A 17,474-nucleotide genomic window follows, 5' to 3' on the forward strand; every position below is an offset into this window, starting at 1 on the left:
AATCAGTCGTTGTGGTGAATCAGTCGGTGGGTTGATTCGGCCGATCAGGCCAGGAGCGCGATGGTCGCGCGGGCACCCAGGGTGCGCAGGTTGTCGAGGCCGGTGGTGACCTCGGCGACGAGGCCGGGGAGTTCGGTGAGGTCGCGGCCCCAGAGCGAGTCATCGCTCAGGATCGCTTCGACGTAGTCGGCCGTCACGTTGCTGCCGGTCGCGGTGGCCGTCGCGTATGCGGCGTGGAAGGTGGCGAGCACCTCGTCGCTGTCGACGGGGACGACGGTGACCGCAGCGTCGCCGCTGTAGGTGAGCAGCAGTGCCGAAAGGGCCAGGGTGACGCGGGGCGGGAAGGTTCCGACCTTCTCGTGGAAGTTGACCAGGATCGGCAGCAGGCGGGACTTGTACTTCGAGATGCTGTTGAGCGCGATCGAGGCGAGCTCGTGGTGCATGAAGCGGTTCTCGAAGCGTTCCTTGACGGACTCGGCGTATGCGGCGAGTTCGTCGTGCGGCAGGTCGATGACCGGCATGATCTCGTCGTACATTTCCGCGTTGACGAACTGGGAGAACTCGGGGTCGATCATCACGTCGCGCACGGTCTCGACGCCGGCGAGGCGGGCGATCGAGGCCATCGTGGTGTGCGGGGCGTTCAGCAGGAAGACCTTGCGTTCGCGGTACGGCGTCATGTCGTCGGTGACGGTCACGTTGAGGCCGGCCTTCGCGAGCGGGAGGGATTCCGTCAACGACTGCGGTCCTTCGATGACCCAGAGCAGGAATGGCTCGGCCTTGACGATCGACTGGTCGTCGTAGCCGAATTCCTCGGCGAGCTCGGCGGCGCGGTCGGCCGGGTAACCGGGAACGATCCGGTCGACGAGGCTGGAGTAGAAGGTGTTGTCGGTGTTGACCCACTGGACGAATGCTGCGTCGAGCTCCCAGAGCGCGGCGGTCGCGAGGACGGATTCCTTGAGCTTGTCGCCGTTGTGCTCGATGAGCTCGCAGGGGATGATCTGGAAGCCCTTCTTGCCGAGAGAGAAACGCTCGAAGAGGAGCGCGGTGAGCTTTCCGGGGAAGCTGTGCTGGGGCTTGTCATTGAGACGGTCGCGGTCGTCGAAGGCGATGCCGGCCTCTGTCGTGTTGGAGAAGATGAACTCGATGTTGTCGTCGTTGGCGAGGTCGAGGTACTTCTGGTTGTCGACGTACGGGTTGACCGTTCCGGTGACCACGGTGATGACCTCGTGGCTCTGCACGTCCTTGCCATCCTGAAGGCCTTCGAGGAGGACCGTGTAGAGGTTGTCCTGCTCCTCGAGGGAGGCGACGCGGCCGCCTTCGATGGGCTGGACGATCTTCACGCCGCCCTGGAACAGTTCCTGGTTGTTCATCTGCTGCAGCTGCCAGTCGACGAACGCGCGGAGGAAGTTGCCCTCGCCGAACTGGATGGCCTTCGTGGGCAGTTCCGCGATCGCGGGAACAACGCTCTTGGACAGTCTCTGCATGGTCTTCGTGTTCCGTTCGGTAGTAGTGGACGTGACGGTGACCTGCATGGTCGACGTCGCTCCGGGGTCCAGGGTGATGAAGTGGGCGCCGACGTTGCACGTCTCTGCGCAGGCGGTTTCGGTCCACTCGTCGGTTCCGTAGTCTGCGATGGCGGCGGCCTTGATGCGGCCGGCGTTCCAGACGACCGTCTGCGCGGCGCCCTGCGAGACGGCGCGGATGATGCGGTCGTTCGCCGGGTCGCTGAGTTCGAGCGCCTCGGGCATCGGGTAGAGGCGATCGATCTCATCGCCGGTGAAGCCGAGCGGCAGGAGGGACGAGCCCTCGGTGGCCGGCTTGGTCGAGCGGTCCGTGTAGTCGAACGTCTCGAGGCCGGTGAGGGTGCTCGTTGTGACGTCGCCGACGGCGAAGTAGGTGTGGAAGGCTTCCTCGAACGCGAACGGGGTGGCACCGTCGTTGCGGACGGACAGCTCGAGGCCGAGCTCTGCGCCCACGGTGACCGTGTAGTGCGCGGTGAAGGGGTGGAATCCGGCGGGAACGCCGACGCTGTCCTGGGTCAGCTCGAAGACGAGCTCTGTGGCAACGGCGCCGGTCGCGGTGTCCAGGGTGCGGGAGTCGACGAGCGACCAGGTGGAGAGGCGTGCCCAGCCGTGGTTGGGAGCTGAGGCATCCGTGCCGTTCGGGCCGAACCAGGGGAAGCAGAGGGGAACGCCGCCGCGGATCGGGTCGGTGTCGGAGAAGACGCCGAAGGTGCTCATCCAGAGGACCGGCTTGCCGCCCGCGGGAGTCCAGTCGGCGACGTGCGCGCCGTGCAGGTAGATCAGGGCGGATGCCGAGGGTGTGGTGACTTCGACGGCGGCGAGGCCGCCGTGGCCCTCCACCAGACGGATGCCCTGTGCGAGCTGCTGGGTTGTCATGCGTACTCCTCTTTGAGGCGAGAAACGTGAGGCGAAAGTGTGGCGGAGCCTGATAATCGTTCCGCTCAGCAGAACGCGTGTCCGTCAGATGAAACACTAGCACCGGTTAACAGGTTCGTAACAACTGCTTTCGCGGTAGAATTGCCGTATTGAGTTCCATCGGGCAGAACCGCCTTTTCATGGTGCACAATGCACAATCTTTGGCCGCAGGAGGACAAAATGTCAGCGACTTTGATCGACGGATCTCACACTTCGGGCGAGGCCGGCGAGCCCGCGAAGGACAGCGCAGCCCGCAAACTGCTGCGCGTGCTCGAAGCCGTGTCGAACCCGGGCGAAACGCACCGGCTGAGCGACCTGGTTAAGGAGACCGGCCTGTCGAAGACGAGCGTGTTCCGTCTGCTGTCCGAACTCGTCGACGACGGCTACGTCAGCCGCACGTCGGACGGCGCGTACACACCCGGACGCGCGCTTCGGTTGCTCGGCCTGCGCCTGACTGCCAGCACGGAGGATTCGGACCGCGTGCGCACCCGGCTGCAGCGCCTCCAGCAGGACGTGCACAGCACCATCCACTTCGCCCTCCGCACCGGCGACTGGGCCACCTACGTTGAGAAGATCGAGGACACCGCGCAGCCGATCCGGATGGCGTCCCGCGTCGGCGCCCAGATCCCGTTGCACTCGACCGCGATCGGCAAGTCCGTTCTGGCCTACCTGCCCGAGAGCGAGGTGCGGCGGTACGCCGCCAACACCGGGCTGCCGCGGCGCACCGACAACACCATCACGGACGTCAACCGTTTGCTCGCCGACGGCGAACTTGTGCGCAATCGCGGCTTCTCGATCGACGACGAGGAGAACGAGGAGCACATCCGCTGCATGGCGACGCCCGTTTTCGACACCCGGCACAATCTGCTGGGCGGAATCGGCATCACCACAATCGCACCTTTGGTGACGCAGGCGAAACTCGAGTCATACGCCCCCCTGCTCCTCACGGCGGCGCGCGACATCATGTCCCTCGTCTAGCTCTGGCCGTTGCGTGGGGAGCGTTTCGCGGCCACTTAGGTCTGTTCCGATCCGACTTTGCGGACGCCCCTCTGGACAGGAATCGCTCATCGGGTAACCTATCGATATCTCTGGACGATTGAAGCTGACCGACTTTCGTTATGAGCCCTTGACCGGGTTTTCCACAGGTGATTCGTGGGCGTGCGGATGCCTCAAGAATGTCGGTGGTCGTTCGTAGAGTGACCGGTATGACAACTGAAAATACCTCAGAACCTCAGCCCGAAAGCACGGCGGAACCCCCGCCAGGGACCCCTCCCGACAGTCCTCCCGACACCTACCTGAACCCCCGGCATCTGAGCCTGGTGGAGCCGCCCCTCGCCGATTTCTATGACGCGATCCGGGAGGCGGACCGGGAAATCAATCAGGCCACCGCTCGCCGGGCGGCCGCGGTCTACACCGCCCAACGGGTGCTCGCCGATGTCGGCCGGGCCCGGGCGGAGGCCGCTGAACGCGCCGGTGGGCCGCGCCCGCCGTGGTCTCCGGAGGAAGCCACGAAAGAGGAGTTCACGTGCGAGGTCGGGGCGCTGCTCCGGTTGCCGCGGCGGACGGCGGAGACCCTGATCGAAGCCAGCCGGACACTCGCCGAAGACCTCCCCGTGACCCGGGAGGCCCTCGCGACCGGGGCGATCAGTTACCGGCACGCCCAGGTGATCATGGAGCAGGCCTGGGGCATCCGAGTCGATGATGACCCGGAAGCGGCCGCCCGGGCCCGGGCCGTGTTCGAGGAGGTCCTCGTGCCCGACGCGGAAGTGCTGACCGTGGCGAAGCTCGCCGACCGGGCCCGAAGGGTGCGGGAGCGCACCCACCCGGAAACCATCACCGCGAGGCACCAGAAAAGCGTCGAGGACCGGCATGTGGTGTTCCAGGCCCTCGACGACGGCATGGCGTCGCTGTATCTGACCGGGGATGCCGAGAAGGTGCAGGCCGCGTACCACCGCACTCTCGACGTCGCCCTGACCCTGCAGGGCCCGGACGAGGTCCGCACCCTGACCCAGATCGCGGCCGATGTGCTCACCGACGTCCTGATCAGTGGGGTCACCCCGGACGGACTCGGTACCGGGGTGGCCGCGCAGGTCAACGTGACCGTTCCGGTGCTGACCTTGTTGGGGAAGAGCGAGGAGCCCGGGTATCTGGCCGGGTACGGGCCGATCGACCCCGATACCGCGAGGCGTCTCGCGGCCGGGGCGCCGAGCTTCACCCGGCTGCTCACGCACCCGGAGACCGGGGTGGTGCTCTCGATGGGACGCGACACCTACAAACCACCCGCCGCGCTCAAGAAATGGCTCGAGGTGCGCGATGAAACCTGCACCTTCCCTGGCTGCCGGCGCTCCGCCAAACGATCAGACCTCGACCACAGTGTGGAGTGGCAGCACGGCGGGGAGACCGACGCGATGAACCTCGCCCATCTCTGCCCGTATCACCACGCGGTCAAGAGCTACACCCGGTGGTCGCCCAGGCACCTCGGCGACGGCCGCATCGAATGGACCTCACCCGCCGGGTACAACTACATCGTCGAACCCTCCGCCGACATGAGACCACCCCGGAAACCCAAACCCGAACCGAAACCGCCAGCCCCGATCGTTGACGTCTGGAACCTCGACCCCACACCCGAAGACCCCGACGACCCGACACCGTTCTAGGTCGCTTGCCCACGCGGGCTCCGCGAAGCCGTCCTTTCCGAGGAGGCAGAGCCGCTCCTCGTGGATCGGAGGCCGGGCGCGGAAAACGCGATGCGGCATCTGCGAGGTGTGCGGCCACGAGCTGGTCCAGCTCAGGAGGGGCCCTTGAGGAAGGCGACGATTCGTTCGCCGACCACCGGCCAGTCAGCACCGAGCCAGACCATGTGGCTGTCCGCATGACTCTCAATGAGTTCGGCAGCACGGATGCTTGAGGCGAGCGAACGCGACTGTGCGAAGGGCACTCCGCCGTCAGTTCGGGTGGCGATCACGAGGGTGGGCTGATCGACCAGAGCGGTGACATCGGGGGTGGGGCGCAGGTCGTTGACAAACCCGCGTCCGGAGCGCATCCGCCGGAAAAGTGTGAGGAGTCCGGCGCGAGCGTCCGGATCCAAGCCGGCCAGGACCTCGCCCACCGGACGGGTGGACAGCGCTCCCATCATCATGCGCAGGCACATGGAGGGAGCGAACCGGGCGAGCGCGTGAACCAGGCCCCAGGTGACCCCCCCGGTCACGCCGTTGAATCCGATCCGGGCTCCCAGGCGAGTGACCGGGTCCGGGTACGGAAGCCAGCCGACTGCACTGATCAGGACCAGCCGGTCGACAAGGCCGGCGTGTCGCGCGGCGAACGTTGCGGCGGTCGGTCCCCCGCCGGAAATGCCGACGACCGCCGCGACCCGGGTGATGCCCAGGTGCGCGCACAGGTCACCCACGACATCCGCGAATCCGGTCACGGTCGTCCCTGTGGACAGCGGAGTGCGACCGTAGCCGGGTCGGGAGGGTGCGAGCACGGAGTAGCCGGCGGCGGCGAAGACGTCCTCGCCGACCGCGATCCCGGCCCGGAGGTGTCCGCCGTGGAAGACCACGATGACCGGGTCCGCGCGAATATCGAGCCGGTACTCGACTGGCCCCTCCGCCAGGCGCGTCGTCCGCAGCATCCGCCCGGGCCTGCCTACCGCCGCACGATGGAGCGCAGCAGCCGCATTGCGACCGAGAGCGAGGCCATATCGTCCTGGCCGAGGGCGTTGACCTCGTCGAACACGCTGCGTGAGCGGGCGAGCTTTTCGGCGTTGAGTGCCTCCCAGGCGAGGAGACGGTGTTCCGCGCTTCCCGCATCCGTCGCCTCGAGCACAGCCGTGGTGATGTCGGCGACCGTCGAGTAGAGGTCGTCGCGCAGCGCCGCGCGGGCGAGGGCCTGCCAGCGGTCCGTGCGCGGCAACGCGGTGATGCGCTCGAGCAGGTTGTCCACGCCGAACCGGTCGTAGACCGTGTAGTACACGGACGCGACGTCCCCGAGCTGTTCGCCGGACTGCGCCGCGATCTTCACGACGTCGAGCAGGGCGAAGGCCTCGAAGAGCTGGGTCCAGCGGTGGCCGAGGCCGGACGGCAGGCCCCACTCCTCCGCCTTGACCAGCAGCGACCCGAGCCGGGCCTGGTCGGCGCCGCGCACGTAGTCGCCCAGGTGCGCGCGGACGAGCGCGATCTGCGGCTTGTACTGCGCGACGACCTCGGCGACCGGTTGCGAGCCGCCGTGGTTGACCTGCCAGCGCACGGCCCGGTCGAGCAGCCGGCGGATGTCGAGGTGGATCGCCGTCCAGTGCTCCGTCGGGAACGACTTCGGCAGGGCGCTCAGCTCGGCGACCATGGTCTCGAGCTCGAAGATCTCCCGGAGCGCGACGAACGCCCGGGCGATCGCCGCGGGGGTCGCGCTGGTCTCCTCCATGGCACGGAAGGCGAAGGTCACTCCCCCGAGGTTGATCATGTCGTTCGCGACGACGGTCGCGATGATCTCCCGGCGCAGCGGATGCGTGTCGAGCTCGGCGTCGAAGCGTTCGGCGAGCTGGCGCGGGAAGTACCGGCGCAGGGTTCCGCGGAACCACGGGTCGTCCGCGAGGTCGCTGTCCCGGAGCGCGGTCGTGAGCTCGATCTTGGCGTAGGCGGCGAGCACCGAGAGCTCTGGCGAGGTGAGCCCGTGGCCGTGGTCGATCCGTTCGTGCAGCTCCGTGGTGGTCGGCAGCGCCTCGAGCTCACGCTTCAGGTCGCCGGATGCCTCGAGTGAGTCCATCAGGCGTTCGTAACTCGGGCTCCAGCTCGCGACCTTGACCCGGTCGTTCAGCAGCAGGATGTTCTGGTCGACGTTGTCCTCCAGGACCAGCCGGCCGACCTCGTCCGTCATCGCGGCGAGGAACCCGGGGCGCTCTTCCGCGCTGAGCCGGCCGGCCGCGACCATCCGGTCGACGAAGATCTTGATGTTGACCTCGTGGTCGGAGCAGTCCACGCCGGCGGAGTTGTCGATCGCGTCGGTGTTGAGCAGCACCCCGGCCAGGGCGGCCTCGATGCGGCCGCGCTGGGTGAGGCCGAGGTTGCCGCCCTCACCGACGACCTTGACGCGCAGGTCGCGGCCGTCGACGCGGATGGCGTCGTTCGCCTTGTCGCCGACCTGCGCAGCGGTTTCGGTGCTCGCCTTGACGTAGGTGCCGATGCCGCCGTTGTAGAGCAGGTCGGCCGGTGCCGTGAGGATGGCGCGGAGCAGTTCCGGCGGGCTCAGGTGCGTGATGTTCTCGGGCAGTCCGAGGACGGCGCGCACCTCCGCCGAGATCGGGACGACCTTGGCCTGCCGCGGGAACACCCCGCCTCCTGCGCTGATCAGGCTCGTGTCGTAGTCCGCCCAGGAGGACCGGGGCAGTTCGAAGAGCCGGCGCCGCTCGGCGAACGACACGGCCGGGTCGGGGTTCGGGTCGAGGAACACGTGCCGGTGGTCGAAGGCCGCGACGAGCTTGATGTGCTCGGAGAGCAGCATCCCGTTGCCGAAGACGTCGCCGGACATGTCGCCGATCCCGACGACGGTGAATTCCTCGGTCTGGGTGTCGAGGTCGAGTTCACCGAAGTGGCGCTTGACCGATTCCCAGGCGCCGCGGGCCGTGATGCCCATGGCCTTGTGGTCGTACCCGATCGAGCCGCCGGAGGCGAAGGCGTCGCCGAGCCAGAAGCCGTAGTCGGCGGAGAGGCCGTTGGCGATGTCGGAGAACGTGGCGGTGCCCTTGTCCGCGGCGACCACGAGGTAGGAGTCGTTGTCGTCGTGGCGCACGACGTTCGCCGGGGGAACGACCTGCTCACCGGCATCCGTCAGCACGAGGTTGTCGGTCAGGTCGAGCATGCCGCGGATGAAGGTCTTGTATGCATCGATGCCTTCGGCCAGCCAGGCGGCCCGGTTGACACCGGGGTCGGGCAGCTTCTTCGCGAAGAACCCGCCCTTGGCGCCGGTCGGCACGATCACGGCGTTCTTGACCGTCTGCGCCTTGACGAGGCCGAGCACCTCGGTGCGGAAGTCTTCGCGCCGGTCCGACCAGCGCAGCCCGCCGCGGGCGACCCTGCCGAAGCGCAGGTGCACGCCCTCGACGCGCGGCGAGTACACCCAGATCTCGAACATCGGCTTCGGGAACGGCAGTGCCTCGATGCGGCTCGGGTCGAGCTTGATGCTCAGGTAGGGCTTGTTCTGGAAGTAGTTCGTGCGCAGCGTCGCCTCGATGAGGTTCAGCAGCACCCGCAGCACCCGGTCGGCGTCGAGGGTGGCGACCTGTTCGATGGCCGTGGCGAGCTGCGCGCGCACCTCCTCGGTGCGACGGATGCGTTCGGTCTCGTCCCGCGCGGGGTCGAACCGGGCCTCGAAGAGGTCCACGAGCCCGCCAGAGACCGCGGGGTTGGCGAGCAGGGTGTCGCCGACGAAGTCGTAGGAGTTGGTGTTGCCCATCTGGCGCAGGTACTTGGCGTAGCTGCGGAGGATGACCACGCGGCGCCAGGGCATGCCTTCGCGGAGGACCAGGCGGTCGAGTCCGTCCGACTCGATGGCCCCGCTGACCGCTGCGCCGAAGGAGTCGGCGAGCAGGTCGCCGGTGCCGACCGGGTCGACGCCCGCCGGGTAGCGCAGGCCGAGGTCGTAGAGGAAGAATTCACGCCCGTCGGAGGTCTTGATCTCGAAGGGCACCTCGTCGAGAACCTCGATACCGAGGTTCTGGAAGTACGGCAGGATCTGGCTGAGGCTCTGCGACTCCATCATGTAGAGCTTCACCCGGGCGTCTTCGGCGGGCCGGTCAGCGGCGTTCGGGGAGAGGTAGACGTGCACGCCCGGGCGAGGCGAACCCGTCACGGATGCCGCGGCATCCCGCGCGACCGCACTCTTCAGGCCCGCGGCGTATGCCTCGAACCTGCTGATGTCGACGAGGGCGTCCTCGACTTCATAGTCGACCTGGTAGCTCGGCGGGAACGCCTCTGCCCAGAGGTGCGCGAGCCTCGTGTCGTGCAGCTGCTCGGTGATCCCCTCCGCCCAGGACCGCACGGCCATGGCCAGGCGGGGTTCGAGTGCCGCGGCGAGCGCGGCGACGTCGTCGGCCGTTCCGACAGCGGCCGTCTTCGGCAGGCGGATCCGGTAGAACAGGCGGGCGAGGGTGGACTCCGTCATGCGGGCCTCGAAGTCGAGGGATTCCGCGGAGAAGGTCTCGGTCAGTTCCTTCTCGATCCGGAGGCGCACCGCCGTCGTGTACCGGTCGCGGGGGAAGTAGACGAGGGCGGACATGAAGCGGCCGAACAGGTCCGGGCGCAGGAAGAGCCGGGTCCGCCGGCGTTCCTGCAGTCGCTGGATGGCGACGGCCGTTGCGACGAGGGTGGGCACGTCGATCTGGAAGAGCTCATCGCGCGGGTAGGTCTCGAGGATGCCGAGCAGGTCCTTGTCGCTGTGCGAGCCCGGCGGGAAGCCGACCTCGGCCATGACGGCATCGATCTTCTCGCGCAGGATCGGCACGTCACGCACGGAGCTCGTGTACGCGCTCACGGCGAAGAGGCCGATGAAGCGCTGCTCCCCGTTGACGTTGCCGTTGGCGTCGAAGCTCTTGATGCCGATGTAGTCGAAGTACGCGGGACGGTGCACGCTCGAGCGGGAGTTGGCCTTGGTGATCACGAGGGCGCGCCGTTCGCGGGCCATCGTGCGCCCGGCATCCGTCAGGTGCTGGATCTCGTGCCCGTCTTTCACGGCGCGCAACAGGCCGAGACCGCTGTCGTCGCGGATGGAGAGGACGTCCTCGCCGTCGACCGTCTCAAGGTCGTATTCGCGGTAGCCGAGGAAGGTGAAGTTGTCCTGGTCGAGCCAGTGCAGCAGGTCCCTGGCTTGCGCCAGGTCGGGGATGCCCTCGGCGTGCGGCAGCTTCCCGAGTGCGTCGGCGATCTGCACGGACTTCGAGCGCATCGCGGGCCAGTCGTCCACGGCGGCCCGCACGTCGTGGAGCACCCGCGCGATCCCCTCGGCCAGGCGCTCGCGGGCCTCGACGCTCGCACGGTCGATCTCGATCGCGATCCACGACTCGAGATGCGGCGAGTCCTCCTCGTTGCCGAGCAGGTGGGAGATGTCGGGCATCGCGGAGGTGTCGCCGCTCGAGACGCCCGCGTTGACCGGCATGCGGGTGACCCTGACGAGCTCGTGGGTCTCCCGGTTGCGGGTGACGACGAGCAGGGGGTGCACGACGAGGTGTATGGCCGCGTGCTGGCGGACCAGTTCGGCGTTGACCGAGTCGACGAGGAACGGCATGTCGTCGGTGACGACGTAGAGGATGCTGCGATCGGTTTCGGTCCGGATCTCGATGTTCGCCGTCTTCGGTGGCCGGGTGAGGGCGACCTGCCAGTGGCTCTCCGCCCGTGCGCGCAGCGTGGCCGGGTCGTATTCCCTGGCATCGTCACCGAGGTGCTCGTAGTAGTCGGCGACGAAGGCCTCGGTCGTCGACGCTTCGGTGTTCGACAACGCACTGGACAGTTCGGACGACGATTTTGACGACATTGACAAAAGGCACCCATTCGCTTCTGATCCCGCTCGCTCTTGAACGAGGACCGCTTGGACCCCCATCGTAGTTTCGTTCGCCGAAGCTCGCACATCGCCCCCTGTCGATGAGTCAGGAACTGCGAACTGACCTATCGGGCTGCTATGAGTTTGCCTATACTCGCGAGAGTTGACACTCGGGCTCCACGCCGCGAATCGGATGATGTCGCTCCGGTCGCTCCTGACAACACCACACACGCACTCCACAAGGGAGTCCACCACCATGAAACTCACGTCTGTCCTGCGCGCCATCGCCCTGATGTCGGTCCTCGCCTTCGCGGGAGGTGGCGCGGTGACCGCGGTGACCGCGGCCGCCGCGGATCCGGGCGGCGGGCACGCCGCGGCATCCGTCCCCAGGAACTCCGCACAGGGCGCGCTCGCGGGCGGGGCCATCCAGGTCGCCGTCGGCTCCTCACCGTCCGGCATCACGCCGACGAGCACCTCGGGCACGCCGGGGATCGGGGGCGTGCCGACGGCCAATATCGTGGGGTCGAGCGGCACGATGAAGGACTTCCTCGTGTCAGTGCTCGGCGATGTGGATGCCTACTGGACCGGCGTGTGGAAGGACGACGGCCGCCCGGCACCCTTCGTGACCTATGCCTTCCCCGCGGCGGGCGAGGTGGTGCCGTCGATGTGCGCGCCGGGCTTCTCCGATGACATGAGCGCGTACTACTGCCTGTACGACGACAAGATCACGGTGTCGCAGAGCCTCGCCCAGAAGATCTGGGACGGCACCCTCTACGCGAACACCGACGGCACCAGGACCCATAAGACCGGCGACTTCTCGGTCGCTTACGTCGTCGCGCACGAGTACGCGCACGAGCTCCAGAACGAAATCGGCATCTTCAGCACCGCCGGTTCGATCTACCCGGTCTACAAGATCGAGCTGCACGCCGACTGCTGGGCCGGGGTCTGGGCGAAGTCGGCGGAGGACGAAGGGATCCTCGACCAGGGCGACATCAAGGAGGCCGGCCAGACGACTCTCGACCTGGGCGATTACGCCTTCGACAACCCCCAGCACCACGGCACCCCCGAGCAGCGCAACGAGGCCTTCCTGGAGGGGTACGACGGCGGTAGCGAAGGGTCCTGCGACGGTTGGCTCAACGACACGTACTGACGACACCCCTTAATGGGGGTAGACAGGAGTCGTTGAAAATAGCGGGACGCTGCAAGGCTGGACGTATGTCCGATTCTCAGCAAACAGTGAGTTCACCCCCAGAATTCGGCGGAAGCAACCTCCCGCCCGCACCGCCCGTGCCGCCCGTTGCACCCGCGCCGCTCGCCCCCACGAGCAACCCCTTCGGACTGGTATCCCTCATCGTCGGCGCCGTCGCCTTCGTGGGCGCGTTCATTCCAATCGTCAATTACGTGTCCGGGTTCGCCGCCATCGCCGGGCTCGTCTTCGGAATCATCGCCGTGACCAGAAAGGGCAAGCCGAAGGGTCTTGCGAAGGGCGGGATCGCGGCATCCGGTGTCGCCCTTCTGCTGTCGATCGTGCTCGCGATCGTGTACACGATCGGCTTCGTCGCCGCCGTCAATGACGCCCAGCGCCTGAAGTCGGGCACTTCCTCGAGCGACACGTCCGGCGACAGCTCGGACTCGGGTGACAGCCTGACCGACCCCACCGAGGTTCCCTCGAACGAGGGCGAGGTCGGAACCCGCACCAACCCGGCCCCGATCGGCACGACGATCGCAACGACCGCGGACGGCGAGCCGGAGTATGAGATCACCCTCGGCGCCCCGAACCTGAACGCCGACGCGATCATCGCCGCTGAGAACCAGTTCAACGACGCCGCACCCGCCGGCATGCAGTACGCCATGCTGCCGATCACGGTCACCTATCAGGGCACCACGACCGGCACCCCCTGGATGGACCTCGACGTGTCCTTCGTGTCCGCCGCCGGCACCACGCACAGTGAACTCGACAGCTCGGTCGTCGGCCCCGCGCCGCTGTCCGACATCAACGAGCTCTACCCCGCCGGAACGGCGACCGGCAACGTCGTGATCGCCATCCCGACAGCGGATGCCGCGACCGGCACCTGGGTCATCTCGCAGTCGTTCAGCGACCAGAAGTTCTACTCGGCAGCACAGTAGGCCCATCCGCACTGTTCCGTTGCGGAGAAAGCACCCTCGCCCACGCGACGAGGGTGCTTTCTCCGTGACTGAGGCGTTGAGGGCGCTTGTCGGGCCGCCCGGAAGCACGGTTGCGGCCCGCGATGAGGGGACTACGCTCTCCGGTGGAATGATCCATTCGCGGCTTCGGCCCGCTCGGCTCCTGCCGCATGTCATTACTTCAAAGGAGAAGATGTCATGGAATACATCACGTGGTTTGCCCCCATCCTGCCCGGCAAGACCGAGGCCTGGCAGTCCTTCGCCGCGGAGATGGCCGGCGCGCGCCGCGAGGAGCACGAGCGGTCCCGGCGTCGGATGGGCCTGCATCGCGAGGTCGCCTCGCTCATGTCGACCCCGCAGGGCGACTTCGTCGCGCTCTATCACGAGGCCGACGACCTCGCCAGGATGTTCCGCGACTTCGCCACCTCCCAGGATTCCCACGACGTGTGGTTCCGGGGCAAGATGATCGAGTTCCACGGCCTCACGCCCGAGATGCTGGAGGGTCCGCCGCCCGCGCGACTGGTCCTCGACTACAACGAGGAGACCTGGGCCAGGCAGGGCGCCGGCCGCGGCGAGGGGCGTGGCGAGGCCCGCACCTCCGACACCGAGTAGGACTCCGGCGCCCCGGCGGCGTCCCAGCGGCCGCTCGTAGGATGAGGGCATGCGCGCAATTCTGGTACCCGTACCCGGAGGGCCCGACGCCCTCACCCTGTCAACCGTGGCCGACCTGGAGGTCGGACCCAGGGACATCCGCATTCAGGTCGCCGCCGCCGGCGTCAACCGGGCGGATGTCTCCCAGCGGCAGGGCTACTACCCATCGCCCGCCGGGGCCCCGGCCTGGCCGGGCCTCGAGGTGTCGGGGATCGTGACGGAGGTCGGCAGCGCGACAACGCTCTTCGCCGTCGGTGACCGGGTCTGCGCACTGCTCGCGGGCGGCGGCTACGCGGCCGAGGCCGTCGTGCACGAGGAACTCGCCCTGCCCGTGCCCGAAGCGATCGACCTCGTCGACGCGGCAGCGCTGCCCGAGGCGCTCGCGACGGTCTGGTCCAACGTCTTCCTCGCGGCCGGGCTGCAGAGCGGCGAGACCCTGCTCGTCCACGGCGGGGCGAGCGGAATCGGCACGACCGCGATCCAGCTGGCCCGGCTGGCCGGCGCGCGCGTCGCGGTCACGGCAGGCTCCCCCGAGAAGCTCGCGGTCTGCCGCGACCTCGGCGCAGACATCCTGATCGACTACCGCAGCCAGGACTTCCCCGCCGAGATCGACCGTGCCACCGAGGGGCACGGCGCCGACGTGATCCTCGACATCATGGGCGGCTCGTACGCGGCGCGCAATATCGCCGCGCTCGCGCTCGACGGGCGCATCATGGTGATCGCCAACCAGAGCGGCCAGGACGCCGTCTTCAACCCGATGTACCTCATGCAGAAGCGCGGCCGCTACTGGGGCACGACCCTGCGCGCCCGTCCGTTCGCCGAGAAGGCCGCGATCATCGCAGCCCTCCGCACGGATGCGTGGCCCTGGCTCGAATCCGGGGCCTTCCGTCCCGTGATCGACAGCCGGTACCCGTTCAGCGAGGCGGCGTCCGCGCACCGCCGGATGGAGGCATCCGCCCACGTGGGCAAGATCGTGCTCGTGCCCTGACTCAGGCGAGGAAACTCAGGATCGCGACGGCGGCGGCGAGCACGAGCAGGACGACGTTGACGCCGAGCGAGGAGAGCTCGCCGCGACGCACGTGAACCGTGATGGCGCCGATCTGCAGGAGCACGAGCCCGATCGCGGCGATCGGAGTGAAGACGGGCGCGATTCCGGTGGCGAGCGGCAGGATCACGCCGAGGGCGCCGAGCAGGCCGAGCGCCCCGATCACGGTGACCTGGGGCTCGGTGAAGTCCTCGACCCACGGCATCATCGGCTGCAGTTGGGCCTTGCTGCGGACGACCTTGATACCCCCGGCCATGAGGTAGACGACGGTGAGGAGGACCGCTGTGATCCAGAGGGCGAGAGTCATGGCATCCGTTTCGTTGAGTTTCCGGTGTTTGTCTGGGAGTCTGGCAGGTGTGACGCGCCCGTGATTGTTACGATTGGTGCCTAACATCACGAGTGGTTACTTTTATACCGCACGGGCCCCACGCACTGCTCTGTGCCTTGGGCACACGGAGGTAAGAAATGGAGTTCCGCATGACGACAACGGACGTACACGCCGCCCGGATGGACGACATCTGTTCCGGCGAGGGCGACGACGGACGGGTCGTGCGCGACTTGCTCGAACACCTCGGCGACAAGTGGACCCTCCTCGTCGTGGGGATGCTCGAAGGCGGGGCAATCCGGTACTCCGAGCTCAAGAACCGGGTGCCCGGCATCTCCCAGCGGATGCTGACGCTCACCCTCAAGAAGCTCGAGCGCGACGGACTCGTGAGCCGGGAGAGCTTCCCGGAGATCCCGCCGCGGGTCGAATACGAACTCACGCCGCTCGGACACACGCTGCTCCCGCCGGCGATCGCGTTCGCGGCGTGGGCGCACGACAGTTCCGCCGAGATCCTCGCCCGGCGGGCCGAGTTCGACGCGCGGGTGACCCGGTGATCGGGACGGGAGCGGGAGCGGGAGCGGGCGCGCCGACCGTGATCGAGACCACGGTCGATGAACTCGCGGCGCGCGTGCGCCGGGTGCTCGCCGGGTCGGCCGACGCTGTGCCGCGCATCCTGCTGGGGCTCTGCGGCGCGCCGGGCTCGGGCAAGTCAACGCTCGCGGCGGCGCTCGTCGAGCGGCTCGGAGCCGGGACCGCCGTGATCGTGCCGATGGACGGCTTCCACCTCGCGACCGACCTGATTCGCGGCACGCCGCTCGCCGAGCGCCGCGGCGCGATCGACACCTTCGATCCCGGCTCGTACCTGTCGCTGCTCCGCCGGCTCCGCGCCCGCGACGAGGACGTCGTCTACGCCCCCTCGTTCCGCCGCGGCCTCGAGGAGCCGATCGCGGCATCCATCGCCGTACCCCGCGGTGTGCCGGTGGTCATCACCGAGGGCAACTACCTGCTCGCCGATGCCCCCGTCTGGCGCGAGCTGCGCGGCGAACTCGACGCGGTCTGGTTCGTCGACACGCCCGACGCCGTTCGGCTGCCGCGGCTGATCGGCCGGCACGTGAGCTTCGGGCGCGACGCAGCGGATGCCGCGGCGTTCGCCCGTGGGAGCGACCAGGCCAATGCAGACCTCATCGACCGCACTCGCGAGCGGGCGGACCTGATCCTGCGCCTCGCCGACTGACCCGCATTCGGAACGCCCCGGAGTGGGTGTGGGGGCGAGCCTCCGGTTACGCCTAGGCTCAGGTGACCCGGAAGGCCGCCATGACGCCCGCACCACAGAAGCCCACCACCCTCGAAGCGAAGATCAGGCGGTTCGTCGGTTCGCTCAGCATCCGCTCCCGGGTGATCGGCGGCGTCGCCGGGGTGCTGCTGGTCACTCTCGTCGCCGGTGGGGTCGCCGCGGCCACGCGCCCGGACGGCGGCCGGCTCGCCGACACATCGGCGGCGAGTTCGAGTGCGAGCGCGACCCCGACGAGCTCGAGTTCTATCGTGAAGGCCACGGCCACGGCCACGCCCGCTGCGGCGGCGTTCACCGAGGAATCGCCCGCAGACCCCGCGAGCGTCACGGCGGCCTCCGATGCTGCGACGGTCGCGATCACCGACACCTCGGCGACGAACGGCCTCGCCGTCACCCTGCTCGCGACGCTCGCGGTCAAGGGCAAGGCGCCCAAGACCGGCTACGACCGGGTCGGCGACTTCGGCACCGCCTGGCTCGACGTCGACCGCAACGGCTGCGACACCCGCAATGACGTTCTCGGCCGCGACCTCACGAGCGTCGTCAAGTCGGGAACGTGCACGGTGATGTCCGGCACGATCGTCTCCCCGTACACGAACGCGACGATTTCCTTCGTGCGAGGAGCGGCGACATCCGCCCTCGTGCAGATCGACCACGTCGTGCCGCTCGCGAACGCCTGGCAGACCGGCGCGCAGCAGCTCAGCCAGGCGCAGCGCGTCTCGCTCGCGAACGATCCGCTCAACCTGCTCGCGGTCGACGGGCGTTCCAATGAGCAGAAGAGCGACGGCGACACCGCGACCTGGCTCCCCGCGAACAAGGCATACCGATGCCACTACGTCGCCCGGCAGATCTCGGTCAAGGCGACCTACGGCCTCTGGGTGACGCAGGCCGAACGGGATGCGATGACGCGCGTCCTCGACACCTGCCACAGCGAGCCCGCCCTCACGTCCGGATTCACGCCGGCACCGGCACCCGCGCCCGTCGTCGTCGCCCCGGCCACCGCGGCGCCCGCTCCCGCCGCCGCCCCCGCACCCGAACCCGCTCCGGTCGTCGCCCCGG

At 68.1% G+C, this 17,474-nt stretch carries 13 protein-coding genes; 9 read left to right on the forward strand and 4 right to left on the reverse strand.

What is annotated here, in order from left to right; genetic code table 11:
• Nucleotides 1-44: 44 nt before the first annotated feature.
• Nucleotides 45-2,399, reverse strand: a complete 2,355-nt coding sequence (locus E3O50_RS15960) for a tagaturonate reductase (protein ID WP_134559598.1) — start codon at nt 2,397-2,399, stop codon at nt 45-47.
• A gap of 219 nt (nt 2,400-2,618) precedes the next feature.
• Here E3O50_RS15960 and E3O50_RS15965 point away from each other — a divergent pair, with 219 nt between their 5' ends.
• Both E3O50_RS15965 and E3O50_RS15970 read left to right on the forward strand, forming a co-directional pair.
• Nucleotides 2,619-3,416, forward strand: a complete 798-nt coding sequence (locus tag E3O50_RS15965; RefSeq protein ID WP_166787229.1) for an IclR family transcriptional regulator — start codon at nt 2,619-2,621, stop codon at nt 3,414-3,416.
• A gap of 227 nt (nt 3,417-3,643) precedes the next feature.
• Nucleotides 3,644-5,095 carry an HNH endonuclease signature motif containing protein gene (locus E3O50_RS15970; RefSeq protein WP_166790671.1) on the forward strand — a complete coding sequence of 484 codons (1,452 nt, stop codon included), beginning with the start codon at nt 3,644-3,646 and terminating at the stop codon, nt 5,093-5,095.
• 131 nt (nt 5,096-5,226) lie between these two features.
• Here the strand turns inward: E3O50_RS15970 and E3O50_RS15975 are convergent, their stop codons facing one another.
• Together E3O50_RS15975 and E3O50_RS15980 are read right to left on the reverse strand one after the other, a co-directional pair.
• Nucleotides 5,227-6,069 (reverse strand): alpha/beta hydrolase, encoded by an 843-nt coding sequence (locus E3O50_RS15975; protein ID WP_134559602.1) that lies wholly within the window; start codon nt 6,067-6,069, stop codon nt 5,227-5,229.
• A 14-nt stretch (nt 6,070-6,083) separates the two neighbouring features.
• On the reverse strand, nt 6,084-10,955 hold the full coding sequence (locus E3O50_RS15980; protein WP_134559604.1) for an NAD-glutamate dehydrogenase: 4,872 nt from the start codon (nt 10,953-10,955) through the stop codon (nt 6,084-6,086).
• A gap of 262 nt (nt 10,956-11,217) precedes the next feature.
• Here E3O50_RS15980 and E3O50_RS15985 point away from each other — a divergent pair, with 262 nt between their 5' ends.
• The 4 genes from E3O50_RS15985 to E3O50_RS16000 all read left to right on the forward strand — a co-directional run bounded on the left by E3O50_RS15985 (nt 11,218) and on the right by E3O50_RS16000 (nt 14,745).
• Nucleotides 11,218-12,111, forward strand: a complete 894-nt coding sequence (locus E3O50_RS15985) for a neutral zinc metallopeptidase (RefSeq protein ID WP_166790672.1) — start codon at nt 11,218-11,220, stop codon at nt 12,109-12,111.
• Nucleotides 12,112-12,197: 86 nt separating this feature from the next.
• Complete coding sequence (locus E3O50_RS15990) at nt 12,198-13,088, forward strand: DUF4190 domain-containing protein (RefSeq protein ID WP_134559608.1); 891 nt, start codon at nt 12,198-12,200, stop codon at nt 13,086-13,088.
• A 216-nt stretch (nt 13,089-13,304) separates the two neighbouring features.
• Nucleotides 13,305-13,718 (forward strand): DUF6176 family protein, encoded by a 414-nt coding sequence (locus E3O50_RS15995; RefSeq protein WP_174774624.1) that lies wholly within the window; start codon nt 13,305-13,307, stop codon nt 13,716-13,718.
• A gap of 49 nt (nt 13,719-13,767) precedes the next feature.
• Complete coding sequence (locus tag E3O50_RS16000; protein WP_134445945.1) at nt 13,768-14,745, forward strand: NAD(P)H-quinone oxidoreductase; 978 nt, start codon at nt 13,768-13,770, stop codon at nt 14,743-14,745.
• A 1-nt stretch (nt 14,746) separates the two neighbouring features.
• On the opposite strand, the gene E3O50_RS16005 is transcribed toward E3O50_RS16000, so the two are convergent.
• On the reverse strand, nt 14,747-15,109 hold the full coding sequence (locus tag E3O50_RS16005; RefSeq protein WP_134445946.1) for a DoxX family protein: 363 nt from the start codon (nt 15,107-15,109) through the stop codon (nt 14,747-14,749).
• A 170-nt stretch (nt 15,110-15,279) separates the two neighbouring features.
• On the opposite strand from E3O50_RS16005, the gene E3O50_RS16010 reads away from it, so the two are divergent.
• The 3 genes from E3O50_RS16010 to E3O50_RS16020 all read left to right on the forward strand — a co-directional run.
• Nucleotides 15,280-15,681: a helix-turn-helix domain-containing protein gene (locus E3O50_RS16010; protein ID WP_241975404.1), complete on the forward strand. Its 402-nt coding sequence runs from the start codon at nt 15,280-15,282 to the stop codon at nt 15,679-15,681.
• Nucleotides 15,678-16,361, forward strand: coding sequence for a nucleoside/nucleotide kinase family protein (locus E3O50_RS16015; protein ID WP_255454092.1), 684 nt, complete (start codon nt 15,678-15,680; stop codon nt 16,359-16,361). Before E3O50_RS16010 ends, E3O50_RS16015 begins: the two co-directional genes overlap by 4 nt.
• Nucleotides 16,362-16,441: 80 nt before the next feature.
• A partial coding sequence (locus E3O50_RS16020) for an HNH endonuclease family protein (RefSeq protein ID WP_134564580.1) occupies nt 16,442-17,474 on the forward strand: 1,033 nt, incomplete at its 3' end.

Origin of the sequence: Cryobacterium sp. MDB1-18-1, from assembly GCF_004402735.1 — a bacterium.
GTDB lineage: Bacteria > Actinomycetota > Actinomycetes > Actinomycetales > Microbacteriaceae > Cryobacterium > Cryobacterium glucosi.